This is a genomic window from Rhodosalinus sp. K401, assembly GCF_041365735.1.
Taxonomy (GTDB): Bacteria; Pseudomonadota; Alphaproteobacteria; order Rhodobacterales; family Rhodobacteraceae; genus Rhodosalinus.
Window position 1 is genome coordinate 357,659 of the sequence record NZ_JBGFSI010000001.1, and the last position, 22,944, is coordinate 380,602.

The window sequence follows — 22,944 nt, forward strand, 5'->3', positions numbered from 1 at the left end:
GGAAATAGGCACGCGCGCGCCCCCGGTCAATCCCCACCCAGGCAGGGCCAGCCCGCGGCGAGCCCCGCCATCATCGCGCGGTCGGCTGCGCCGACGGGTCCGCGCCCCCAGGGCCGGAACCGCAGACGAAAGGCATCGCACACAAGCGTTTCCGCGTCCTCGGTCGTGCCGGCCCAGCGGTAGCCCGCGCGCCGGGCGTCGGCCAGGAAATCGCCGGGCGCGGCCGGCGCCGGCCAGACGGCGAGCCCCCCGCGCGCCAGCCGCCGCCAGTCGAATCTCGGGCCCGGATCGATCTTCCGCCCCAGCGCGATGTCGGAGTGGCCCAACACGCGCTCGGGCGGGATCGCCCAGCGCGCCATCACCCCCGCGAGAAGATGCTCCAGCGCCGCCATCTGGGCCGCGGCGAAGGGATGATCGCCCCGGTTGGCAAGCTCGATCCCGATGGAGCGCGAGTTCACGTCATCCACGTCGCCCCAGGCCCCCGCGCCCGCATGCCACGCCCGCGCCTCCTCGGCCACGAGTTGCCAGACCGCGCCGTCCGCCCCGAGAAGATAATGCGCCGAAACCTCCGGCCCCGGCTCGCAAAGCCGCTCGAGCGCGGCCGCGGCACCCTCCATCGCCGTGTAGTGCAGGATCACCATGTCGGGCCGCGCGCCATCGCGGCGCGGCCCGAAATTGGGCGACGGATGCCAGCGCGGCGCGCTCAGTCGCGCACGGCCGCCCGGAACGGCGCGGGAGTCCATGCGCAGGCATAGCCGTCACCGTCGGGATCGAGCCCGCGCGGATCGCGCTCGGGCCCGCCCCGGGCGAGGAAGTCCGCCTGCGCCCTGTCGGAAGAGGCGTACTCGGCGCAGTTACGCCGGAACCGGGCCTCGGCATTGATCCCGGCCCTGCTCCAGACGCGCGTGCCCACGGGATGGGTGGTTTGCAGCGCGAAGGCCACGACATTGGGCTCACGCGCGCCCGGTCTTTCCGGCAGCGCCTCGGGCTGGATGACCTGATACTGGGCCTGCGCACGGGCAAGCCGCTCCGCGTCGCTCTCGATGCCGCGGCGTTCCGAGACGGCCTCGAAGTCGTTCTCGTCCGATAGCCCCGGATTGTTCACGACGACCGGCGGCGGGTTCGACGGAGACGCCTGCATCGGATCCTCGCGCGCGCTGCGCGGCGGTGCCGCGGCGGCCTCCCCGGATGCGCCGGGCTCGGCCAGCGCGGCCCTTGCGGCGTCGAGCGGGCTTTCGGCGGCGGCCGGCGGACGCACCGTGACGGGCGCCTCCAGCGCCGCGTCGCGCGCCGCACGCCGCGCCTCGTAGACATCGTAATCGTCGAAACCCGGTCCGCTGTCGGGCACCGCCGGGGAACACGCCGCAAGGGCCGAAAGCCCCAGCGCGACTGCAAACGAACGCACCATCATCAGCCCTGCCTCATCTCGCCGGCGCCGACGCTACCACCATTTCGACGGCTTCGCCACAAACCCCGCGGCCCGCTCCAGCGCGAAGGCCGCGTTCAGAAGCTCGCCTTCCTCCCAGGGCCGCCCGATCAGCTGGAGCCCGAGCGGCAACCCCTTGGAATCGAGGCCCGCGGGCACCGAGATGCCCGGAAGCCCGGCCAGGTTCACCGTGACCGTGAAGACGTCGTTGAGATACATCTGCACCGGATCCGCCTCGGCCATCTCGCCGATGCCGAAGGCGGCAGACGGGGTGGCCGGCGTCAGGATCGCGTCCACGCCCGCGTCGAAGACCTGCTCGAAGTCGCGCTTGATGAGCGTGCGCACCTTGCGCGCGCGGTTGTAATAGGCGTCGTAGAAGCCCGCCGAAAGGACATAGGTGCCCACCATCACCCGGCGCTTCACCTCGGCGCCGAAGCCCTCGGCGCGGGTCTTCTCGTACATGTCGACGATGCCGTCGCCCTGCGCGAGCCTGGCGCGGTAGCCGTAGCGCACACCGTCGTAGCGCGCGAGGTTCGACGACGCCTCGGCGGGGGCGATGACGTAGTAGGCGGGCAGCGCGTATTTCGTGTGCGGCAGCGTGATGTCGCGCACCTCCGCGCCCGCGTTGCGCAGCATCTCCGCGCCGCGGGCCCAGAGCGCCTCGATTTCCTCCGGCATCCCCTCCATGCGGTATTCACGCGGGATGCCGATCACCTTGCCCTTCACGTCGCCCGTGAGCATCGCCTCGAAATCGGGCACCGCGCGCTCGGCCGAGGTGGAATCCTTCGGATCGTGCCCCGCCATGGCCTGCAGCATGATCGCCGCGTCGCGCACCGTCTTGGTCATCGGCCCGGCCTGGTCGAGCGAGGAGGCGAAGGCCACGATCCCCCAGCGCGAGCAGCGCCCGTAGGTGGGCTTGAGGCCCACGATCCCGGTGAACGCCGCAGGCTGGCGGATCGAGCCGCCGGTATCGGTGCCGGTGGCCGCGAGGCAGAGATCGGCCGCCACCGCCGCCGCGGACCCGCCCGAAGAGCCGCCAGGGGTGAGCTCGCGCTCGTCCACCTTCCAGGGGTTCACCGCGGGCCCGTAGACCGAGGTCTCGTTGGAGCTGCCCATGGCGAACTCGTCCATGTTGAGCTTGCCCAGCATCACTGCGCCGGCCTCGCGCAGCCGCGCCGTCACGGTGCTCTCGTATTCCGGGCGGAATCCGTCGAGGATCCGGCTCGCCGCCTGGCTGGCCACGCCCTCGGTGCAGAAGAGATCCTTGATGCCGACGGGCACGCCGCACATCGCTGGCGCCTCGCCGGCGGCAAGCCGCGCATCCGCTGCGCGCGCCCGCTCGAGCGCGATCTCCGGCGTCATGTGCGCCACCGCGCCCAGCGCGCCCGCCCCCTCCATCGCCGAAAGACACGCCTCGGCGAGCGCGACGCTCGTGACCTCGCCCGCCCGCAGCTTGTCGCGGGCCTCCGCTATCGTCAGCGCGTTGAGATCCGTCATCATTCCACCACCTTGGGCACGGCGAAGAACCCTTCGCGCGCGTCGGGCGCGTTGGCGAGGACCTTCTCGGACATGCCGCCGTCGGTCACCGCGTCCTCGCGACGCCTCAGCCGCATGGGCGTGACGCTCACCATTGGCTCCACGCCCTCCACATCGACCTCGCCCAGCTCCTCGATGAAGCGCAGGATCCGGTTGAACTCGTCCGCGAGGGCCTGCAGATCCTCCTCCTCGACGCGGATGCGGGCCAGATGCGCCACATGGGCGGCGGTGCGGGTGTCGATGGACATCGTCGGCGCTCCCTTTCGAACTGGCCCGCCGTTTAGCGCGGGCCCCGGTGGCCCGCAAGCATGTGCCGGCGATAGACCTCGATCATCCACCCCAGCATGACCGCGTTCAGGACATGCCACATGAAATGCGTGCCCACGGGCACCGCCGGGCAGAGCGCCATGTCGGCCGTGCGGAAGCCGAGCGACAGCACCAGCACCCCCGCGCCGAGCGTCAGCCCGCGCGCCGTCTCCGGCGCGCGGCGCCGTAGCGCCCAGCCATAGGCCAGGATCAGCACTGGCACCGGCGCGTAGCCCGCCGAGGAACCGAGCCCCGGAACCATCTGGAAGAGCGGCACGGTGGCGGCGGCATAGGGAAAGAAGGCCGCCACCCCGAGACCCGACCAGAGCCGCGACAGCCCCCAGTAATGCCGATTCGCCGCGTAGATGTAGATCAGGATGAAGAGCAGGATGGGAACGACGTCGGCAAGCGCCGACCAGGCCTGCGCGTGAGTGTGGAAAAGATAACTCCCGACCCCGATCGCCGCGAGCACCCAGACCAGCGCCATGGCGAGCGGCAGGCCCGCCCCGCGCACGCGCCGCCACATCACGAAGGCCGCGACCAGGAAGGCCGCGTTTGTGATCGCGTTCACCGGCTCGGCCCAGTAGCCCGCGTCGAGCCGCTCACAGTAGGCGTCGATCTGCCGTGTCCAGTCCATGCCCGTACCTCCGCCGCCGTCCCCGTGCCAAGCTAAGCGCGGCGCCCCCGGCGTCCAGCCGCGCACACCCCCTTCTTCTTGGAAGAAATACTCCGGGGGAGGCCGCGCCCCCGGGGCGCGGGCGGGGGCAGCGCCCCCAAGGCCCGCATGGCCGCGCGCGCCACGCGCGTGCTCCGCCCTGACACGCGGCGCTTTCCCTCGCCGCCCGCGATGCTAGGCTCGCTAAATACATTCAACGCGCGGAGGAGACCGATGAAACTCACCTGGCTCGGCCATTCAGGCTTTCGCATCGAGATCGGCGACCAGATCCTGCTCGTCGACCCGTGGCTGTCCGGCAACCCGATGTTCCCCGAGGACCGGCGCGACGAGGCGATCGCCGGCGCGACGCATGTGCTCGTCACCCACGGGCATTTCGACCACGTCAACGACGCGCCCGGCGTGGCCCGGGAACTCGGCATCCCGCTGGTGACAATCTTCGATCTCGCGAGCTGGCTGGAGAAACGCGACAAGATCGAGACCGTGGGCTTCAACAAGGGCGGGACCGTGATGCTGGGCGACGTCGCGGTCACGATGGTGCAGGCCACGCATTCCTCCTCGCTCGCCGACGACGAGGGCCGGCCGGTCTACACCGGCACCGAGGCGGGCTTCATGATCTCCCATGGCGGGCGCACGATCTACGTCTCGGGCGACACCGACGTGATGGCCGACATGAAGGTCTTCCAGGATCTGCACGCCCCCGAGATCGGCATCCTCTGCGCCGGCGGGCACTTCACCATGGACATGGCGCGCGCGGCCTATGCGGCGAAAACCTTCTTCGATTTCAAGACGGTCATCCCCTGCCACTACAAGACGTTTCCGATCCTCGAACAATCGGCCCAGGCGCTCGTGGATGCTCTGCCCGGCGTCGACGTCATCGAGCCCGAGGTGCTCGCGCCGATCGAGTTGTGATCCTTTGGCGCGCCGCCGCGACGGCCGCGCTGCTGGCGGCCTGCTCCACCGCCGCAGGGTCGGACGCGCGGGGCTGCCCACCGCTCGCGCTGGCGGTGGCACGAACCGAGCCTCCGCCCTCGCAATACGCGGCCTTCTGCGGGCACCACCCGGACGCCTGTCGCCTCGGCGGCGCGGCACGGCTCGAGTGGACGCCCGAGACCCGTGCCGCGCTGGCGCGGGTCAATCGTGAGGTCAACGCGCAGGTCCGCCTTCTCGCAGATCAGGAGTGCCTCGGCCTCGAGGATCTCTGGGACTTCCCCCGGGAAGGCGTGGGCGACTGCGAGGATTTCGCGCTCGAGAAGCGCCGCCGCCTCGTGGCCCTGGGATTGCCCGGCGCGTCGCTCACCATGGCGATCGTCCACCACAGGGAACGGTTCTTCGCGCATGCCGTGCTGCTTGCGGAAACGACACACGGCACCTGGGTGCTCGACAACCTTGCGCCGCAGCTGACCTGCTGGAACGCATCGCCCTATCGCTACGAGCGGCGCGAGCGGCCAGACGGGCTGTGGGACCGCTTCACCCGGCATCAGACCGCCGTCAGATGAACGCCGCCCGCTCCCTTTCGGGTTCGCCGGCCACGGCGAGCGCCTCCTCGATGGTGAAGGTCTTCGCGAAGAGCGCCCGGCTGACCAGCGCGCCGTGAACGTCGGGGACGTATTTCAGCCGCGACAGGTCGTCGAGCGTGTGCACCATGCCCGAGCCGATCACCGGGGCACGGGCGAGCCCGGCAAGTTCGGTGACAAGCGAGAGCGGCTCCTCCACGTCGCCCGCATCGGCGCCGATGTCGGTGACGAGGATCGCGGCCAGCGGATCCTCGTCAAACTGGGCGATGAAGTCCTGCGGCCGGAAGCTGCTCGGCTGGCGCCACCCGTCCGAGGTCACGAAGCCCTCGAACACGTCGACGGCGAGCACCACCGCATCGGGATGGTATTTCGCCGCCTGCTTCACCAGGTCGGGCCGGGCGACGGCGAGGGTGCCCACCACGACACGGCCCGCGCCACGATCCATCCACTGCGACACGGCTTCGACGGAGCGGATGCCGCCGCCCACCTGCACCGGGATCCGGGCGGCACGAATGATCCGCTCGATCAGTTCGGCGTTGTCGCCCACGCCCGCCACGGCGTCGAAATCCGTGACATGGATCCACTCTGCCCCGGCGGCGGCAAAGGCGCGCGCCTTCTCGACCGGGTCGACGTGCCAGACATGCGGCTCGTCGAGGCGGCCGCGGCGCAGGCTCACGCAGCGGCCATTCTGCAACTCGATGGCGGGATAAAGCCTCATGGACGATTCTCCGAAAGCGGCGATGCTCCGGGACGATGCCAGACACGGGCGCCCGGCGCAGGGACGAATGCGGCGCGGGACGGGCGGAAAGCGAAGCCGCGCCTACCCCGGGGCGCCGAAACGCCCGCCGGTTTCGGCGAGGCGGGCCAGAAGCGGCGGGATCTCCGGGCGCCGCCCGTCCTCTTCGCCCAGCGCGGCAAGGCGAGCGACGAGGCGCGCTGGCCCCACGCTGTCCGCGAAGTGCAAAAGCCCGCCGCGGGCGGCCGGAAAGCCGAGCCCGTGCACGCTCACCAGATCGAGATCGGCGGCGCGCCGAGCCGCGCCGCTCTCCAGCAGCCGTGCGGCCTTTGCGATCTGGGCGAGCAGAATGCGTTCGCGCATCTCCGCGGCGCACCAGTCTCGGGTGGCGATTCCGGCGAAATACGCCTCTTCGCGGATCAGGTCCTCGATCAGCGGATCGACGACCGCGCCGCCGCCGCCCGGATAACGATACCAGCCCACGCCCGCCGCCTTGCCGAGCCGCCCTTCGGCCACCATGCGGGGCTGGATCGGCTGCTGGGCCGCGCCGGCGCGCGCCCGTGCCGCCTGCGTGCGGGCGAGGCCCGAAAGATCCTGTGCCTCCAGCGGGCCGGTGGCGAAGCCGAACGCCACCATCGCCTCGTCGAGTTCCCACGGCAGCGCGCCCCGGATCAGCATCTCGTCGGCCGCGGCAAGCGTGGCGAGCATCAGCGCCTCGCCGAGCGGCGCGCCACCGGCGGGCACCGGGATTCGCCCGAGCCGCGCGGCGAGCGCGTAGGCCGCGGCGAGCGCCTCGGGCGCGGAGCCCGGCGCCGGGCCGATCTCGGCCAGCCGCGTGGCGTGCGCCGGCGGCTCGAACTCCAGCCCCACGACGCGGCCCGGATCGGGCAGGCCGGCCGCCCGCGCCGCGAGCTCCGGCCCGAAGGCGGCGATGGCGAAGATCGCGCCCGGCGGCAGCTCCGCGGCGAAGGGGGACACACCGCCCTCGATCTCGCCCGGATCGAGCAGCATCCCGGCATCCGAAAGCGCCGCCGGATCGGAGGAGACACGCCACGCCGCGCCGTCCGCGTCCGCGCCGAGGTGCCCCAGCAATCGCCGGGCCATGTCGAAGGCGCGCGTCGCGTCGTCCCGATCGGGGTCGAAGAGCAGCACCGCATGTCCCGCCGACACGAGCGCGCCGACGAGCGACACCGCGGCCGGGCCGCTTCCGGCCACCGCGACCCGCGACAGCGCGGGCTTGCCCCCTGCGGCGATGGCGGGCTCGGCCCGCGCCGCGGCCTCGGCCCGCGCGAGATGCGCCTTCGCGGCGTCGCGCGCCGCGGCGTCCGGCCTCTCGCCGCCGATGCGGTCGCTTGCACCGGTCACGGGGGTCAGTGGAGAAAGCCGCGGTCGCGGATCACGGCCAGAAGTTCATCGAGCGCGCGCTCGCGCGTCTTGCCGGAGGTGTCCACCACCGCCTCGGCGCGGCGATAGAGCGGCTCGCGCGCGGTGAGCAGCGTGCGCAACTGCGCCATCGCCTCCGGGTTGCCGGCCATCGGGCGTTCGTCCCCCTGCGCGCGCACCCGCGCCATGTGCTCTTCCGGCCCGGCCTTGAGCCAGATCGTGTGAAATCTGGAAAGGAGCGTGCGGTATGTTTCCGGCTCGGCGACGATCCCCCCGGCCACGGCGAGGATCATCGCGTCATGGGTCGCGACGATCCGTTCCAGCGCCTGCGCCTCGAGCTGGCGATAACCCTCCTGTCCGTACAGCGCCATGACCTCGTCCACCGGCATCCCCGAGGCGGATTCGATCTCGCGGTTGAGTTCCACGAAGGGCAGGTCGAGCGCCGCGCCGGCCAATTCGCCGAGCGTGGACTTGCCCGCCCCGCGCAGACCGACAAGGCCGATCCGTCGCGCGCGCGCGACGCCCGCCGCCTCGGGCGCGAGCACTTCCAGCACGCGGGCGCGGGTCGCGCCGTCGGCCTGCCGGAAAAGGTCGGCCACCCGCAGCGCGTCGGAGTTCCACGGATCCTCCTCGCCGATCAGCCACTCGATGCGATGATCGAGCGCGGCGGCCACCCGGCTCAGGAGCCCGATGGAGATGTTGCCCGCGCCGGATTCGAGCTGCGCGAGATAGCGCGGCGACACGCCGGAGATGTCCGAAAGCACCCGGCGCGGGATGCCCTTGCGCTCGCGCGCGCGGCGCACACGCTCGCCTACCCGCGCGATGAGCGCCTCGGGACCATCGCCATCGACAGCCTCGGCCCCGGTGGCCTCGCCCCGGAAATTGGTGATCTCGCCCATCCGACCGCGCACCCTTCCCGGCCTCGCAACATGAACAATAGTGCAAGAAAACTTGTCCGGATCGCGCGGCTTTTCAAGCCGCTTCACCAAGAAGCGCCGCACTATGTTGCCTCATCGGGCCGCAGATGCGCCTCTACCACGGTGCGGATGTCCTCGGGCGGCGGGGTCTTGGTGAAGCGGTCGGCCACGACGAAGACGCAGGTGAAGCGCCCCTCGAAGCAAAGCTCCCCGTCCTGGCTGGCATCCACGCGGAAGTCGATGGAGCTGGTCCCGAGCCGCGCCGGCCATGTCCGGCAGACGAGGCGATGGCGCGGCGTGACGGGCGACCGGAAATCGATCGCCATGCGCACGAAGGGCGTGCCGAGATTGCGGTCGAGGTTGAGCTGATACCAGCCCGCCCCGCCGAGATGGCGCTCCCACCAGGCGTCGATGGCGTCGAGCGCGAAGGCCGGCAGCCGGGCGGTATAGGCGATCCCGGCCGGGTCGCAGTCGCCCCAGCGCACGGCGATCTCGTGCTCGAAGACCCCGGCGCCGGCCGCGCGGTCCTTCATCAGTAGGTTTCCACGTGGTAGCGCCCGTCCTCGCGCATCGCGTCGCGGACCTCCGGCCAGGCGAGCCCCGCCTCGGCCGCGACCTCGGTAAGCGCCTCTTCGACGCCCGCCTCCATCGCCTTCAGCCCGCAGATGTAGATGTGGCCCCGGGGATCCTTCAGAAGGCGGGCCACGGCCGCGGCCTCTTCGCGGAGCTTGTCCTGCACGTACTGCTTTGGCCGATCGCCGTCGCGCGAGAAGGCGTAATGCTTGGCCATGAAACTTTCGGGCACCTTCTTGAGCGGGCCGAAATAGGGCAGCTCCTCGGGTCGGCGGGCGCCGAAGACCAGGGTCAGCGTGCCCTCGCGCGAGGGCATCTCGCGCTGGCGGCGCATGGTGAAGGCGCGGAAGGGCGCCGAGCCGGTGCCGGTGCAGATCATCATCAGATGCGCCTCGGGGTCGGATGGCAGCAGGAAGGTCGCGCCGAAGGGGCCCGTGACCCGCACCTTGTCGCCAGGCTTCAGATCGCACAGGTGGTTCGAGCAGATGCCCTTCTCCTCGCGCTTCACGGTAAGCGAGACGTTGTTGTAGCCGGGGCGCTCGCCGTCGCGCGGGCTCGAGACGGAATAGAGCCGCGGAAGATGCGGCTTGCCCGCGGAGTCCGTGCCGGGCGGGATGATCCCGACGGACTGCCCCTCGAGCACCGGCATCGGCTGGCCGCCGAAATCGAGCACGATGTGGCGCACGTCGCTGTCGCTCGTCTCGGCGGTCAGGCGGTAGTTGCCCTGCACGGTGGCCTCGGCCGGCTTGCCCAGATTGTAGAGGTTCACGCTGGGCTTGGCCGCCGTGGCGGGCGCCCTGGGCTTGCCGCCCGTGCCGGCATGAGCCTCGGCCAGCAGCGCGGCCATCGCCTCGTCGAGCGCCTCGACGCTCGCGCCCTCGCCCTCGGGCACGGAGATGTCGGCCTGCTCGGGCAGCTCCATCCACTCGTACTGTTCCTCGAGGGAATAGGGCTCGTTCACCACCCGCCACTCGTCGATGGAGCCGGTGGGACAGACCGGGATGCAGTCCATGCAGAAATTGCACTTGTCCGCATCCACCACGACATTGTCGTCGTTGTGCTCGATCGCGCCGATCGGGCAGGTCATCTCGCAGGTGTAACAGCGGATGCAGATCTCGGGGTCGATCAGGTGCTGCTTGAAGGGTTTGTTCATCGCTCGTCGCTCCAGAATGGGGCGTTTGTCCAGTCATGCTCGAAGCAGTTTTGCTGTTCCAGCTCTATGCCGTCGCGATCCAGCCCAAGCCTGCGATAGAAGTCGGCATCCTCTGAAGGAACACCGGTTTCCTTGTTCACAACTAGGACAGGCAGCAGCGGCAACTTTTCGTGGCGAAGGCGTTCGCCCATTTCGGTAAGGATCTGACCGCAGCCTTGGTTTGCGCGCCCAAACCCTTTTGCAAATTCGCCATAAGTTACAACGCGACGCTCGGATGCCGCTCGCGCGAGAAAAGCCGCCTCGCGCCTATTGAACCTAGGCGACCGCAACTCCTATCGGGCCTGTCGCTGGCCCAGCACGATGTCGGGCACGGTCATCGCCTCGATCATCGCGGCGCAGAGCCCACGACAGTTATGGCAGCCGACGCAGGGGCCCTGCACCGCCGAAAGCGTCTTCGAAAGGGCCGCCGTGCGGGGCGCCGCGCCTGCCTTGCGTTCGATTTCCATGGTCTCTCTCCCTGTTGACGCGGGCCGGGGGTGCCCCCGGCCCGGAGAGGCCCGTCAGGCCATGTGCAGCTTCACATACTCGAAGTCGCCGGGCTTGTTGTCGATGCCCACTTTCGGCGGCGCGATCCAGCCCGCGTATTGCCCGGGCTCGTAGACCGGCGTCATCAGCGACTGGATGAAGTCGCCGTCGGCATGGGTCGGCAGCCAGTCATTGACCTTGGCGTCATACTCCGCTCCCGAAACGAACTTGCCCTCGGGGTCGATCAGCTGATTGGCGAAGACACCGATCTTTCGGTTGAAGCCTTCGTGCGGCAGCTTGAGCTCGAACTGCACGCCGGCCTTCTCGATGATCTTGTTCCAGCGCTTGATGCCGCCGGCCGCGTCGCGGGTGTAATCGTCGCGCAGGCGCATGTTGATCGCGGTGAGCGCGGGCGCCGCGATGCGCCTGATCTCGCCGTCCTCGATGGTCGTGACCTCGTAGGTGGCGTCCTGCAGCCTGTGATCGTCGTCGATCCGGCTTTCCATGTAGCGGCCCTTGATGCCCGCGTTGAAGGCGTTGGCCGCGTTCGTCGACACCTCCTGCCCGAAAAGGTCGAGGCTGAGCGTGTAATGCAGGTTCAGCTTCTTCTGGATCGTCGGCAGGTCGATGACGCCCAGGCTGCGGATCTTGTCGATGTCGTAGGGATCCTCGATCCCGTTCTCCTTCATCACCTGGCAGGTGCGCTCGATCGTGCGGCCCACGCCGGTCTCGCCCACGAACATGTGGTGCGCTTCCTCGGTCAGCATGAAGCGGCAGGTGCGGCTGAGCGGATCGAAGCCCGATTGCGCAAGGCTTTCGAGCTGCATCTTGCCGTCACGGTCGGTGAAGTAGGTGAACATGAAGAACGACAGCCAGTCGGGCGTCTCCTCGTTGAAGGCGCCCAGCATCCGCGGCGCCTCTTCCGAGCCCGAGGACCGGATCAGCAGGTCGTCGGCCTCCTCGCGGCCGTCGCGTCCGAAATACTTGTGCAGCAGGTAGACCATCGCCCAGAGATGCCGGCCCTCCTCCACGTTCACCTGGAAGAGGTTGCGCATGTCGTAGAGCGACGGAGCGGTCAGCGCGAGGCTGCGCTGCTGCTCGACGCTCGCGGGCTCGGTGTCGCCCTGGATGATGATGAGGCGCTTGAGCATGTTGCGGTATTCGCCCGGAACTTCCTGCCAGGCGGGATCGCCCGCGTGCTCGCCGCAGGGAATGGTGCGGCCCTCGACCTCCGGCGCGAGAAGCACGCCCCAGCGGTATTCCGGCATCTTGACGTAGTCGAACTTGGCCCAGCCCTTGGGGTCCACGCTGACGGCGGTGCGCAGATAGACCAGCGATTTCTGGAAATTCTCCGGGATCAGGTCGTTCCACCAGTTGATGTAGCCGGGGTGCCATTTCTCGAGCGCCTTGAGCACCCGCTTGTCCGAGCTGAGCCCGACATTGTTCGGGATCTGCGTGTCGTAGCTTACGTTTATGAGATCCAGCATGGGGTCCGTCCTCCCAGGTGTCCGGGCGCGCGGTATGGCCCGCCCTTGTTCCGTTTCCCGCGTGTGCTCACACGCGCTCCATGTCGTATTCGCCGCGATGCCCTGTGCCGTATCGCTTCAGCGCGCCGGCCTCTCCCACCGCGTTGGGGCGCTGGAAGATCCAGTTCTGCCAGGCGGTGAGCCGGCCGAAGATCCGCGTTTCCATCGTCTCGGGGCCCGCGAAGCGCAGATTGGCCTCCATCCCCGTCATAGCGTCGGGGCTGAAGCTCGCGCGCTCCTCCATGAAGATGCGCACCTCGTCCTCCCAGTCGATGTCGTCGAGGATGTAGGTGACGAGGCCCAGATCATCGGCCTCTTCCGCCTCGAGCGCCTCGCCTGCATGTCCGCGGGCGGCCTCCACCGCCTCGGGCGCGCCCCAGAAGCGCGTCTCGAGCCGGCTGAGACCGTTCGCCATCGGGTAGCGGCCGAAATTGGACGCGCCCAGCGTCACCGTCGCGAGCGGGCGGTTGTCGCCCTCGAACTCGCCTTCCATCATGTAGGAGCGATCAACGGCCCAGAGGACCTCCGCCAGCGGTCCGGCGAAGCAGGAACCGTGCTCGACCAGCGCCACGAGCGAGCGCGAGGTGACGTCAAGCCGCTTCAGCACCCGCTTCCAGTAGTGAAGGATCTCGGCGGCGAGCCAGTCCTCGTCCTCGTGGGCGAGCAGAAGCGCCTCGTGCGCCGCGACCTTCTCCGGGTCGCCCTGGGTGCGGAGCACCAGAAGGCCCAGTTCGGGCTCGTTGAGGCGCAGATGCAGGATGGCGTCGTCGAGTTCCCGGGCGGCGCGCAGCATCCAGCCCCGGGCGCCTTCCGCGTGCAGGTCGGCCATCGCGCCGGGCGCGTCCTCCTCGGGGCCCTTGACCGTGACGGTCGCGCGGCGCAGGGCGCGGTCCACCTCCACCTCGACGGTGGAGTAGCTGACGGACCCATCCTCGCCGAGGCGGCGGTCCAGCGGGGTGAGCGCGATGCCCGTCGCCCCCTCTCTCGGATGCCGCGCGGCGATCTCGTGGGCGCGCTCTCGCACGGCCTCGTCGAACTTCGAGTTCGGCACCACCTCGTCCACGAGGCGCCACTCGACGGCGCGCTTGCCCTTCACCCCCTCCTCGATGGAGCAGAAGACGTCGGCAAGGTCGCGGCGGACCTTGCGCTTGTCGGTCACGCGCGTCAGCCCGCCCGTCCCTGGCAGCACCGCCAGAAGCGGCACCTCGGGCAGCGCCACGTTCGACGTCGAATCGTCGGTCAGCATGATGTGGTTGCAGGCGAGCGCAAGCTCGTAGCCGCCCCCCGCGCAGGAGCCGCGCACCGCCGCGATCCAGGTCTGCCCGGAGTCCGCCTCGGCCGCCTCGTAGCTGTTGCGGGTCTCGTTGGTGAACTTGCAGAAGTTCACCTTATGCGTGTGCGAAGCGCCGCCCAGCATCCGGATGTTGGCCCCCGCGCAGAACACGGCCGGATTGCCCGACCGCATCACGACGGCGCGCACCTCGGGATGCTCGAAGCGCATGCGCTGGACGACATCGTTGAGCTCGATATCCACGCCGAGGTCGTAGGAGTTGAGCTTGAGCTTGTAGCCCTCGAACAGCCCGCCATCCTCGTCCACGTCCATCGAGACATAGGCAACCGGGCCGTCATACTCGACCCGCCAGTGGCGGTATTTCGAAGGGTCGGTCTGGAAGTCGATCAGCTTGGTCACGCTCGGTCTCCTCGAGATTGGAATGCAACATACTGCGCGTCTGCCACTTGGTAAACAGCTTTATGCGTTATAATGCGTATAAAAGAGTCATTTTGAATCAAATTTTTACCAATCTACTGATTTTTCGGACTCCTATAAGTGCACTATATTGCATATTCGTGATCGAATCGTCCGCCGCCGAGCAGGGTCGCCCGCGCCGCGGCGAGATCGAGCCCCATCACCCGCGACCGGCCCGAGAGCGCGCACTCGTCGAGAAGCCCCGCCACCAGCGCCTCGAGCCGCCGCGCCGCGTTCTCCCGGCCCATCCGCCGCTTCAGACGCGCGTTCGCGCACTGGATCACCGCACGCACCAGGTGCCGCTCGGGCGCGTTGGGCGGCGCAGCCATCCAGACCGGCTCCAGCACCTCGTGGGCCTCCCAGTAATAGCCCTCCTCCAGCCAGCGCAGACCCGTCCGCCAGGCCTCGGTCGCGGCCAGGGCCTCGGGCGCGAGGCCCGGTATCACGCTGTCGCGGATCGCGTCGAACGCGCCCTCGGGGTGCCGCGGCGTCTCGCCTGGCACATAGGCGTGCGCGGGCCGCATGGCCTCAGGCCGTCTCGACCTCGGCGGCCTCGATCCGCGCAAGCCGCGCGCAGAACTCGGCCACCGCGTCGAGCGTGGCCTCGGGCCGCTCGAGATGCGGGGCGTGGCGGCACTCGTCCAGGATCACCGTGTCCACCGGCGAATAGGCCCGCTCCTCGAGTTCGCGGATCTGGGCGAGGGTGCCATAGGGATCCTCGCGCCCCTGGATCGCGAGGGCAGGAATGCGCAGGTAATCGATGCACTCGGCCACGTTCCACGCGCGAAAACCGGGATCGAGCCAGGCGTCGTTCCAGCCGCGAAAGGCGGCGTCGGGATCGCGGTGATACTTGGCCATGCGCGCCCGAAGATCGCCCGTCTCGAACGCCTCCCTCGCGCGCGCGATCTCACGCAGGCCGGGCTCCTCGGTGAAGAAATGCGGCGCCATCAGGACAAGGCCCCGGACGCGGAAATCCTCTACCCCGCCCGCGTATTCCGCCGCGATGGTGGCCCCGTCGGAGTGGCCCAGCAGCACGCCCTCGCGAAAGCCGATGGCGTCCAGAACCTGCGGGAGCACGTCCTGCGCCTCGCGCGTCATGTAGTCGAGCGGGCGGGGCAAATCCGCCGGGTCCGACTGGCCGTAGCCCGCCCGCGACCAGGCCATCACCCCCCAGCCGGTCCGCGCGGCCAGCGCCTCGGGAACGTCGCGCCAGAGCGCGAGGCAGCCCAGGCCCTCATGCAGCATCGCGATGGTGGGCGCCTCGCCGGGGGGCGGCCCCCAGCAGGCGTATTCCAGCCGCTTGCCGCCCGCCTCCAGCGTCGCGGGCCCGCGCGTCCAATCCGCCATCACGCCACCTCCCTCAGCTTGAAGCGCTGGATCTTGCCGGTCGCGGTCTTGGGCAGGTCCTCCACCACCTCGATCCAGCGAGGGTATTTCCATTTCCCGATGCGCGCCTTGACGAACTCCCTGAGCTCTTCGGCGAGCGCGGCGCCGTCCTGGCCGGCCTTCGGCACGATGAAGGCCCGGGGCTTTTCCAGCCCGTTCTCGTCACGCCCCGCCACCACCGCGGCCTCCAGCACGCCCGGATGCGCGACGAGCGCCTGTTCCACCTCGAAAGGCGAGACCCAGATGCCCGATACCTTGAACATGTCGTCGGTGCGCCCGCAGTAGACGTAGCGCCCCTCCGACGTGACCTCGTACTTGTCGCCGGTGCGCGTCCACTCGCCCTCGAAGGTGGTGCGCGACTTGCGGCGCTTGTTCCAGTAGCCCTCGGCGGCGGAGTGCCCGGAGACCAGAAGCTCCCCGATATCGCCGGTTGCGGTGATCTCCCGCCCGTCCTCGTCCACGAGCCTGAGCTCGTATCCCGGCACGGCCCGGCCGGAGGTGCCGTAGACGACGTCGCCGGGGCGGTTCGACAGGAAGATGTGCAGCATCTCCGTGGAGCCCACGCCGTCGAGGATGTCCACCCCGAAGAGCGCGCGCCAGCGCTTGCCGATCTCCTCGGGCAGCGCCTCGCCGGCGGAGATGCAGCGCCGGAGCGGCACCTCGGGCGCGCCTCCCTGCCCCTCGAGATGCGCGACCGTGGCGGCGTAGAGCGTGGGCACGCCGCAGAAGACGGTGGGCTTTTCCTCGGAGAGGATGCGCACCGCCACCTCCGGCGTCGGGCGGCCGTTGAAAAGCACCGTGGTCGCGCCCACCGACATCGGGAAGGTCATCGCGTTGCCCAGCCCGTAGGCGAAGAAGAACTTGGCCACCGAATAGACCGTGTCGGCCTCCTCTATCCCGAGGACCTCGGCGCCGTAGGTATCCGCGGTGTAGCGCAGGCTATGATGCACATGGCGCACGCCCTTGGGCTGGCCCGTGGAGCCCGAGGAATAGAGCCAGAAGGCGACCTCGTCCGCGTCGGCCTCCACCGCGGGCACCGGCGCGGCATCGCCGAGGAAGCTGTCCCAGGACTCGCTCCGGGCCGGGCCGGTCTCCACCCCGGCGGGCGCATCACCCAGCACGACCAGATGGCGCAGGTAGGGATTGCCGGAGAGCGCGGGCGACACCGTCTCCAGAAGCTCGGCCGAGACGAAGAGCACCGAGGCGCGGCAATCGCGCAGGATCACGTTGTAGACATCCGGCGCAAGCAGCGTGTTGAGCGGGATCGGGATCACGCCCGCCTTGAGGCATCCCCAGAAGATCTGCGGAAACTCGATCTGGTCGAGGACCAGCATGGCGGCCCGCTCCTCGCGGCGGTGTCCGGCGCGAGAGAGCGCCGCCGCGACCCGCCCCGACGCCTCGGCGAGATCGCCATAGCTGAGCTTGCGCCCCGCGCCGAAGGCCTCGCGGAAGGCGGTCTTCGCGCCGCGGCCCTCCGTCACGTGCCGGTCCACGAACCAGCTTGCGGCGTTCTCGTTTGCGCTCATGCCTCGGCCCTCCCCTGCCGATGCGGCGCCCGGATGACGGGCGCGTCAGTTTCCGGTGAATTCGATCGCGCCCTCGGGAAGGAGGTAAAGCACGTGCGCGTCGCCTCCCCGGACGGTCGGATGGTGGTCGGTGCCCGGTTCGTAGACGTACCAGCCCTCGGTCCAGCCATCGAAGGCGGGCGCGCCGTCGATGGCCATCACCGCGCCGATCTCTCCGTTGGGGTGCACGTGGTGGGGGCCCTTCACGTCCTTCATGCGCACCACGTCCACCGAGAAGCCGCCCGCCTCGGCGCCGGGGCGGATCGCGCGGCCGAACTTGATACCGCCGGCCTCGCGCCCCATCAGCCACCCTTCGGCCTCGCCCTCGGCGCAAAGCGTCTTGAGCCGGGCGAAGGTCTCGCCGCCGGCGGGATAGGTTTCGTTGAGATATGCGGCGAGCGCATCGTCCAGAGGGCGACCCTCGATGTCGCGGGCGACCCGGCCCACCACCTCGGCGAAATCCGCAGCTGACATGGCTCTCCTCCCTGTCTGACGCAGAATCGAAGTATGCTTTATAGTGCATTAATACGTCCGACGCGCAAGCCTTGCACAACTGATTTGCATTTTTTTGCACACTCCACGCCGGCGAGCGGCTTCCGGCGCCCGCCGGCTGGAGCGTCACGAGGGGGGGGTGAGCCAGACCCCGGCTTCGCGCCGGCACGAAAAAGGGCCGCGCCCCCGGAAGGAACGCGGCCCGCAAGGTCGGTGCTCCGGCGGCTTATTCCGCCGCCTGGATCTCGCCGGACTCGATCTGCTCGCGCTCGATCGACTCGAAGAGCGCCTTGAAGTTGCCCTCGCCGAAGCCGTCATCGCCCTTCCTTTGAATGAACTCGAAGAAGATCGGGCCGATCACGGTCCTGGAGAAGATCTGCAGCAGGATCCTCGTCTCGCCCCCGTCCACGACGCCCTCGCCGTCGATCAGGATGCCGTGCGTCTTCATCCGGTCCACGGGCTCCTCGTGGCCCTGCACGCGGTCGTGGCTGAGGTCATAGTAGGTGTCCGGCGGCGCCGGCATGAAGCGGATGCCGCGCTCGGCGATGACGTCGGTCGAGCCGTAGATGTCCTCCGTGCCCACGGCGATGTGCTGGATGCCCTCGCCGTTGTACTTCTTCAGGTAGGAGACGATCTGCCCGGTCTCGCCCCGGTCCTCGTTGATCGGGATGCGGATCTTGCCGTCGGGCGAGGTCAGCGCGCGACTGTAGAGGCCGGTGAACTTGCCCTCGATGTCGAAGAAGCGGATCTCGCGGAAGTTGAAGAGCTTGCCGTAGAACTCGAACCACTTGTCCATGTTGCCGCGGTAGACGTTGTGGGTCAGGTGGTCGAGGTAGTAGAAGCCCACGCCCCGCGGCTTCGACGGGGCGAGCCACTCGAATTCCGCGTTGTAGGGCGAGGTCTCGTAGTAATCCTCGATGAAGTAGATGAGCGAGCCCCCGATGCCCTTGATCGCCAGCACGTCCATCGTCTTGTCGCGGCCCTCGTAGGGCTCGGCGCCCATCTTCACCGCGTGCTCGAAGGCGTGCTGCGCGTCCACCACGCGCCAGCCCATCGCGGGGGCGCAGGGGCCGTGCTCCTCGACGAAGCGCGACGCGAAGCTGCCGGGCTCGGCGTTGACGATGTAGGTGATGTCGCCCTGCTGCCAGAGCTCGATGTTCTTCGACTTGTGCCGGCCGACGCGCGCGTAGCCCATTTTCGCGAAGAGGTCGCGAAGCGCCTGCGGGTCGGGATGCGCGAATTCCACGAACTCGAACCCGTCGGTGCCGGCAGGGTTCGCCTCGGTGATCTGCGCCTTGGGCGCGTCGTGCGGGAAAGGTCCCATCTGCGTCTCCTCCTCGGTCGATCCAGTCGCGTTTCACCGCACAGTATCGCACCACGAACGCCGCTTCTGCGCATTCTGCCAATGCTCACACCTTCATTTCGCGCGAAACCCGCATTATGCTGCCTTGAAATGCAGGGGTCACGCATATGCTGGACCGAACCGATCTACGCCTTCTCGACGCGCTTCAGTCCGACGCGCACCTGACCGCGCAGGAGCTCGGCGAACGGCTTAACCTCTCGCCCAGCCAGGCCGGCCGCCGGCGCCAGAAACTGGAGGCGGAAGGCTACATTCGGGGCTACGCGGCTCGTCTCGACGCCGAACGGCTGGGACTGATCGTGCAGGCCTTCGTGCAGGTGGAACTCGCCCGCCACGGCCCCGAGCAGTCGGCGGGCTTCGCGCGCCTCGTCTCCACCCGGTCCGAAATCGTGAGCGCATGGACACTGACCGGCGAAGCGGACTACCTTCTTCGGGTATACTGCCCCGATCTTCACGCGCTGAACCGACTCATCCACGACGTGCTTCTCGCCCACCCCGCCGTGGCACGGGTGCGCAGCCAGATCGTCATGGACCAGCTGAAGCGCGACGCGCCGCTACCGACCTGAGAACCGCAACGGGACCCGCACCCGCATGGAACACTTCCTGCTCCAGGCCTCGATCTACCTTGCCGCGGCGGTCATCGCGGTACCCATCGCGTCTCGGCTCGGTTTCGGCTCCGTGCTGGGCTACCTCGCCGCGGGCATCGTGATCGGACCCGCGCTGGGTCTCGTCGGGGCGGATACCGAGGAGCTTCAGCATTTCGCCGAATTCGGCGTGGTGATGATGCTCTTTCTCATCGGGCTCGAGCTCGAGCCAAGGGCTCTGTGGAACATGCGCCACAAGCTTCTGGGGCTCGGCGGGCTGCAGATCGCCATCACCATGGCGCTGGTCGCGGGCGGCGCGATGGCCGCGGGCCTTGCATGGAACGTGGCGGTCGCGCTCGGCATGATCTTCGCGCTCTCCTCCACCGCGATCGTGCTCCAGACGCTGTCGGAGAAGGGCCTGATCCAGACGGCGGGCGGGCGCTCGGCCTTCTCGGTCCTGCTCACGCAGGACATCGCGGTGATCCCGATGCTGGCGCTGCTGCCGCTTCTCGCGCTGCAGGGCGCCGCAGGCGGGGCGGAGCACGCCTCGGTCGAGCACGGCGAGGCCCTCGGACACGCAGGCGGCATGTCTCTCGTCGCCGACCTGCCCGGATGGGCATCGACGCTGGTCACGCTGGGCGCCGTCGGCGCGATCATACTCACGGGCGTCTACGCGACGCGGCCGGTCTTCCGCTTCATCCACGCCGCACGACTGCGCGAGATGTACACCGCGCTGGCGCTTCTCATCGTGGTCGGGATCGCCTCGCTCATGACGCTCGTGGGGCTGTCGCCTGCGCTGGGCACGTTCCTTGCCGGCGTGGTGCTCGCCAACTCGGAATTCCGCCACGAGCTCGAGTCGGACATCGAGCCCTTCAAGGGCCTGCTGCTGGGGCTCTTCTTCATCACCGTCGGGGCGGGGATCAACTTCGAGGTCCTCTTCGGTGCGCCTGCGCTCATACTGGGGCTCACGCTGGGCCTGATCGTGTTGAAGGGCGCGGTGCTTTACGGCCTCGGCCTCGCCTTTCGCCTCAAGGGCCGCGAGCAGTGGCTTTTCACGCTTAGCCTCGCCCAGGCGGGGGAATTCGGCTTCGTGCTGACCTCCTTCTCGGTGCAGACGGGTGTGCTGGAGCGGACGCTCTCGCAACAGGTGCTGCTGGTGATCGCGTTGTCGATGCTGGCCACGCCGCTTCTGTTTCTCCTCCATGACTGGCTGGCGAAACGCCATGCCGAGGGGCGCGAGCCGGTCGAACCCGACGAGATCGACGAGAGCGGGCCGGTCATCATCGCCGGGATCGGGCGGTTCGGGCAGATCGTGAACCGGCTGGTGCAGTCCACCGGCTACAACACCGTCGTGCTCGATCACGACATGAAGACGATCCAGCTGATGCGGCGCTTCGGCTTCAAGGGGTTCTTCGGCGATCCGACCCGGCCCGAGCTTCTGCATGCCGCGGGGCTGAAGAACGCCAAGGTGCTGGTCGCGGCGCTCGACGATCCGGAGGCATCCACGCGCCTTGTCGCCTATGCCCGGCGCGAGCGGCCGGACCTGCATATCATCGCCCGTGCGCGCGACCGCACCCACGTCTTCCACCTCTACCGCGCCGGGGCCAACGACATCGTGCGCGAGATGTTCGACGGCTCGCTGCGGGCCGGGCGCTACGTGCTAGAGAACATTGGGCTGACCGAATTCGAGGCCGCCGAAGCCGAGAAGACCTTCTACCGGCACGACCGCGAGGCGGTGCGAGAACTCGCCAAGGTCTGGGATCCGGATATCCCGCCGTCGGAGAACGAGGCCTACATCGCCCGCGCGCGCGAGCTTGAGCGCGACCTAGAAACCCAGCTCACGGAACTGCTCGAACCCAAGCAGGACGTGGCCTGACCGGCCCCGCGCCTTCCGTCGCCCCGGCACGAAAAAGGGCCGCGGTCTTCCGCGGCCCTCGACGTGCACTGCAAGGCCTGGTCAGGCCGCGCGCGAAAGCAGCACCTCGTCCACCTGGCGCGCGGCGGCCACCTCGTCGCCGCCCGCAACGGCGGCCACTTCGCGGGTCAGGCGTTCCAGCGCCGCCTCGTAGAGCTGGCGCTCGGAGTAGCTTTGCTCACGCTGATCGTCGGCGCGATGAAGGTCCCGCACGACCTCGGCGATGGCGATAAGGTCGCCCGAATTGATCTTCTGCTCGTATTCCTGCGCGCGGCGCGACCACATGGCCCGCTTCACCCGCGCCTTGCCTTTCAGCGTGGACATTGCCTTGGACACGACATCCGGCGTCGACAGCGACCGCATCCCGATCTCGGTGGCCTTGTTCGTCGGCACACGCAGGGTCATCTTGTCCTTCTCGAACGAGATCACGAAAAGCTCGAGCTTGAGGCCGGCGATTTCCTGTTCCTCGATCGAAAGGATCTGCCCGACTCCATGCGCGGGATACACGACGTAATCGTTGGGACGGAATTCGATTTTCTTGGTCTTGCTCATGCGGTCCTTCCTCGCGCGCCGCCCGAGCAACGAGCGACAAAAAACGGTCGGAAATATGGGTATATTCCCGAGCCCGAAGCGTCATATGCGCTGCCGTGGCCTACTGAAAACCCTTGCGGGGCGCAGGCCGGGCAACTCAATGTGACAGAAATATAGCACCTTTGGGCGCAGAATTCCAGCGCGTGCATGTGCAGCATCGAATAAGCAGCGCCACGTCAAATGCTTAACGTGGAAACTTCGTGTCCCATAGGCGGCCGCCACGCGACCGCAGGGGCGAATCGGCCGGTCAGCCGCCCTCGCCGGGGGCTTCCGTGAAATACTTGTCGAGCTTGCCCTCCTCGCCGTCGCGCGCGTCGGCTTCGGGCAGCGGGTCCTTCTTGGTGATGATCACCGGCCAGAGGTCGGAATACTTGCGATTGAACTCGACCCATTTGTCCATGTCCGGCTCGGTGTCGGGGCGGATCGCATCGGCCGGGCATTCGGGTTCGCAGACGCCGCAGTCGATGCACTCGTCGGGGTGGATCACCAGCATCGTCTCGCCCTCGTAGAAACAGTCCACCGGGCAGACTTCCACGCAGTCGGTGTACTTGCAGGCGATGCAGTTGTCGGTGACGACATAGGTCATGGGGCGGTTCCGGCTTTGTCTCTTCCGGCTTCCAGCTAATCCAGCCGGGGGGGACATTCAAGCGCCGGGGCCGCGCGTCCGGTCGAAGGCGCGGCGTGCCCGCTTGGTGGGGCGCCCGCCCGGCTCTGGACGCGGGGCGGCGGCGGCCCCTGGCGCGTCCTCGGCGTCAGGCCCGACCGGGTCGAGATCGTCGTAATGCGTCTGCGCCTCGGCGGCGGGCCCGCGCCGCTCGGGCAGGGCCGCGACGCGCACCACGCGGATGCGCCGGCCCTGCGCAAAGGTCAACACGTCGCCCGCGCCCACCCCGGTGGCGGGCTTGGTGACCCGGGCGCCGTTCACCCGGCAATGCCCGGCGGAAATCTCCCGCGCCGACAGGCTGCGCGTCTTGAAAAAACGCGCCTGCCAGAGCCACTTGTCGAGGCGCTGGGTCGGTCGCGGCCCGTTCAC

The 22,944-nt window shown here is 68.8% G+C and carries 26 protein-coding genes; 4 read left to right on the forward strand and 22 right to left on the reverse strand.

The window, feature by feature from the left end; genetic code table 11:
* Positions 1 to 26 precede the first annotated feature (26 nt).
* The 5 genes from AB6A66_RS01790 to AB6A66_RS01810 are packed head-to-tail and all read right to left on the reverse strand — an operon-like array spanning position 27 to position 3,905.
* A complete protein-coding gene (locus tag AB6A66_RS01790; protein ID WP_371054532.1) occupies positions 27 to 743 on the reverse strand; it encodes an N-acetylmuramoyl-L-alanine amidase in 717 nt (238 codons plus the stop codon).
* The gene (locus tag AB6A66_RS01795; RefSeq protein WP_371054533.1) at positions 704 to 1,411 is read right to left on the reverse strand and encodes a hypothetical protein; all 708 of its coding nucleotides are present in this window, start codon (positions 1,409 to 1,411) and stop codon (positions 704 to 706) included. The genes AB6A66_RS01790 and AB6A66_RS01795 overlap by 40 nt, the downstream gene beginning before the upstream one ends.
* A gap of 30 nt (positions 1,412 to 1,441) precedes the next feature.
* A complete protein-coding gene (gatA, locus tag AB6A66_RS01800) occupies positions 1,442 to 2,923 on the reverse strand; it encodes an Asp-tRNA(Asn)/Glu-tRNA(Gln) amidotransferase subunit GatA (RefSeq protein WP_371054534.1) in 1,482 nt (493 codons plus the stop codon).
* Complete coding sequence (gene gatC, locus AB6A66_RS01805; RefSeq protein ID WP_371054535.1) at positions 2,923 to 3,210, reverse strand: Asp-tRNA(Asn)/Glu-tRNA(Gln) amidotransferase subunit GatC; 288 nt, start codon at positions 3,208 to 3,210, stop codon at positions 2,923 to 2,925. The genes gatA and gatC overlap by 1 nt, the downstream gene beginning before the upstream one ends.
* A 32-nt stretch (positions 3,211 to 3,242) precedes the next feature.
* Entirely contained in the window at positions 3,243 to 3,905 is a 663-nt protein-coding gene (locus tag AB6A66_RS01810; RefSeq protein ID WP_371054536.1) for a ceramidase domain-containing protein, read from the reverse strand.
* A 252-nt stretch (positions 3,906 to 4,157) separates the two neighbouring features.
* Between AB6A66_RS01810 and AB6A66_RS01815 the strand changes: the two genes are divergently transcribed.
* On the forward strand, positions 4,158 to 4,853 hold the full coding sequence (locus tag AB6A66_RS01815) for a metal-dependent hydrolase (RefSeq protein WP_371054537.1): 696 nt from the start codon (positions 4,158 to 4,160) through the stop codon (positions 4,851 to 4,853).
* Entirely contained in the window at positions 4,850 to 5,440 is a 591-nt protein-coding gene (locus AB6A66_RS01820; protein WP_371054538.1) for a transglutaminase-like cysteine peptidase, read from the forward strand. Before AB6A66_RS01815 ends, AB6A66_RS01820 begins: the two co-directional genes overlap by 4 nt.
* Here AB6A66_RS01820 and AB6A66_RS01825 read toward each other — a convergent pair.
* From AB6A66_RS01825 to hppD, 14 genes are all read right to left on the reverse strand, one after another.
* The gene (locus AB6A66_RS01825) at positions 5,433 to 6,176 is read right to left on the reverse strand and encodes a HisA/HisF-related TIM barrel protein (protein WP_371037902.1); all 744 of its coding nucleotides are present in this window, start codon (positions 6,174 to 6,176) and stop codon (positions 5,433 to 5,435) included. The two genes, AB6A66_RS01820 and AB6A66_RS01825, sit on opposite strands and share 8 nt — an antisense overlap.
* Positions 6,177 to 6,278: 102 nt before the next feature.
* Positions 6,279 to 7,559 (reverse strand): 3-hydroxyacyl-CoA dehydrogenase family protein, encoded by a 1,281-nt coding sequence (locus tag AB6A66_RS01830; protein WP_371054539.1) that lies wholly within the window; start codon positions 7,557 to 7,559, stop codon positions 6,279 to 6,281.
* Positions 7,560 to 7,564: 5 nt separating this feature from the next.
* Complete coding sequence (locus AB6A66_RS01835; protein ID WP_371054540.1) at positions 7,565 to 8,476, reverse strand: helix-turn-helix transcriptional regulator; 912 nt, start codon at positions 8,474 to 8,476, stop codon at positions 7,565 to 7,567.
* A gap of 101 nt (positions 8,477 to 8,577) precedes the next feature.
* On the reverse strand, positions 8,578 to 9,027 hold the full coding sequence (locus tag AB6A66_RS01840) for an acyl-CoA thioesterase (RefSeq protein ID WP_371054541.1): 450 nt from the start codon (positions 9,025 to 9,027) through the stop codon (positions 8,578 to 8,580).
* Positions 9,027 to 10,220 carry a benzoyl-CoA 2,3-epoxidase subunit BoxA gene (gene boxA, locus AB6A66_RS01845; RefSeq protein WP_371054542.1) on the reverse strand — a complete coding sequence of 398 codons (1,194 nt, stop codon included), beginning with the start codon at positions 10,218 to 10,220 and terminating at the stop codon, positions 9,027 to 9,029. Before boxA ends, AB6A66_RS01840 begins: the two co-directional genes overlap by 1 nt.
* A complete protein-coding gene (locus tag AB6A66_RS01850; protein WP_371054543.1) occupies positions 10,217 to 10,411 on the reverse strand; it encodes a hypothetical protein in 195 nt (64 codons plus the stop codon). The genes boxA and AB6A66_RS01850 overlap by 4 nt, the downstream gene beginning before the upstream one ends.
* Positions 10,412 to 10,552: 141 nt before the next feature.
* Positions 10,553 to 10,726, reverse strand: a complete 174-nt coding sequence (locus AB6A66_RS01855) for a hypothetical protein (RefSeq protein ID WP_371037908.1) — start codon at positions 10,724 to 10,726, stop codon at positions 10,553 to 10,555.
* A 54-nt stretch (positions 10,727 to 10,780) separates the two neighbouring features.
* Complete coding sequence (boxB, locus tag AB6A66_RS01860) at positions 10,781 to 12,232, reverse strand: benzoyl-CoA 2,3-epoxidase subunit BoxB (protein ID WP_371037909.1); 1,452 nt, start codon at positions 12,230 to 12,232, stop codon at positions 10,781 to 10,783.
* Positions 12,233 to 12,299: 67 nt separating this feature from the next.
* Positions 12,300 to 13,961, reverse strand: a complete 1,662-nt coding sequence (boxC, locus tag AB6A66_RS01865) for a 2,3-epoxybenzoyl-CoA dihydrolase (protein WP_371054545.1) — start codon at positions 13,959 to 13,961, stop codon at positions 12,300 to 12,302.
* 143 nt (positions 13,962 to 14,104) lie between these two features.
* Positions 14,105 to 14,542: a DUF309 domain-containing protein gene (locus AB6A66_RS01870; protein ID WP_371037911.1), complete on the reverse strand. Its 438-nt coding sequence runs from the start codon at positions 14,540 to 14,542 to the stop codon at positions 14,105 to 14,107.
* A gap of 4 nt (positions 14,543 to 14,546) precedes the next feature.
* Positions 14,547 to 15,365: an alpha/beta fold hydrolase gene (locus AB6A66_RS01875; protein WP_371054546.1), complete on the reverse strand. Its 819-nt coding sequence runs from the start codon at positions 15,363 to 15,365 to the stop codon at positions 14,547 to 14,549.
* Complete coding sequence (locus AB6A66_RS01880; protein ID WP_371054547.1) at positions 15,365 to 16,930, reverse strand: benzoate-CoA ligase family protein; 1,566 nt, start codon at positions 16,928 to 16,930, stop codon at positions 15,365 to 15,367. Before AB6A66_RS01880 ends, AB6A66_RS01875 begins: the two co-directional genes overlap by 1 nt.
* A gap of 45 nt (positions 16,931 to 16,975) precedes the next feature.
* Complete coding sequence (locus AB6A66_RS01885) at positions 16,976 to 17,443, reverse strand: DUF4863 family protein (RefSeq protein ID WP_371037914.1); 468 nt, start codon at positions 17,441 to 17,443, stop codon at positions 16,976 to 16,978.
* Between the two features lie 244 nt (positions 17,444 to 17,687).
* Positions 17,688 to 18,785: a 4-hydroxyphenylpyruvate dioxygenase gene (gene hppD, locus AB6A66_RS01890; protein WP_371054549.1), complete on the reverse strand. Its 1,098-nt coding sequence runs from the start codon at positions 18,783 to 18,785 to the stop codon at positions 17,688 to 17,690.
* Positions 18,786 to 18,931: 146 nt separating this feature from the next.
* Here hppD and AB6A66_RS01895 point away from each other — a divergent pair, with 146 nt between their 5' ends.
* Positions 18,932 to 19,387 carry an Lrp/AsnC family transcriptional regulator gene (locus tag AB6A66_RS01895; protein WP_371037916.1) on the forward strand — a complete coding sequence of 152 codons (456 nt, stop codon included), beginning with the start codon at positions 18,932 to 18,934 and terminating at the stop codon, positions 19,385 to 19,387.
* A gap of 25 nt (positions 19,388 to 19,412) precedes the next feature.
* Positions 19,413 to 21,281 (forward strand): monovalent cation:proton antiporter-2 (CPA2) family protein, encoded by a 1,869-nt coding sequence (locus AB6A66_RS01900; RefSeq protein ID WP_371054550.1) that lies wholly within the window; start codon positions 19,413 to 19,415, stop codon positions 21,279 to 21,281.
* A gap of 81 nt (positions 21,282 to 21,362) precedes the next feature.
* Here the strand turns inward: AB6A66_RS01900 and AB6A66_RS01905 are convergent, their stop codons facing one another.
* From AB6A66_RS01905 to AB6A66_RS01915, 3 genes are all read right to left on the reverse strand, one after another.
* Positions 21,363 to 21,872, reverse strand: a complete 510-nt coding sequence (locus AB6A66_RS01905; RefSeq protein WP_371037918.1) for a CarD family transcriptional regulator — start codon at positions 21,870 to 21,872, stop codon at positions 21,363 to 21,365.
* Between the two features lie 286 nt (positions 21,873 to 22,158).
* Positions 22,159 to 22,497, reverse strand: coding sequence for a ferredoxin FdxA (gene fdxA / locus AB6A66_RS01910; protein ID WP_371054551.1), 339 nt, complete (start codon positions 22,495 to 22,497; stop codon positions 22,159 to 22,161).
* Positions 22,498 to 22,554: 57 nt separating this feature from the next.
* Positions 22,555 to 22,944, reverse strand: a complete 390-nt coding sequence (locus AB6A66_RS01915) for an RNA-binding S4 domain-containing protein (protein WP_371037920.1) — start codon at positions 22,942 to 22,944, stop codon at positions 22,555 to 22,557.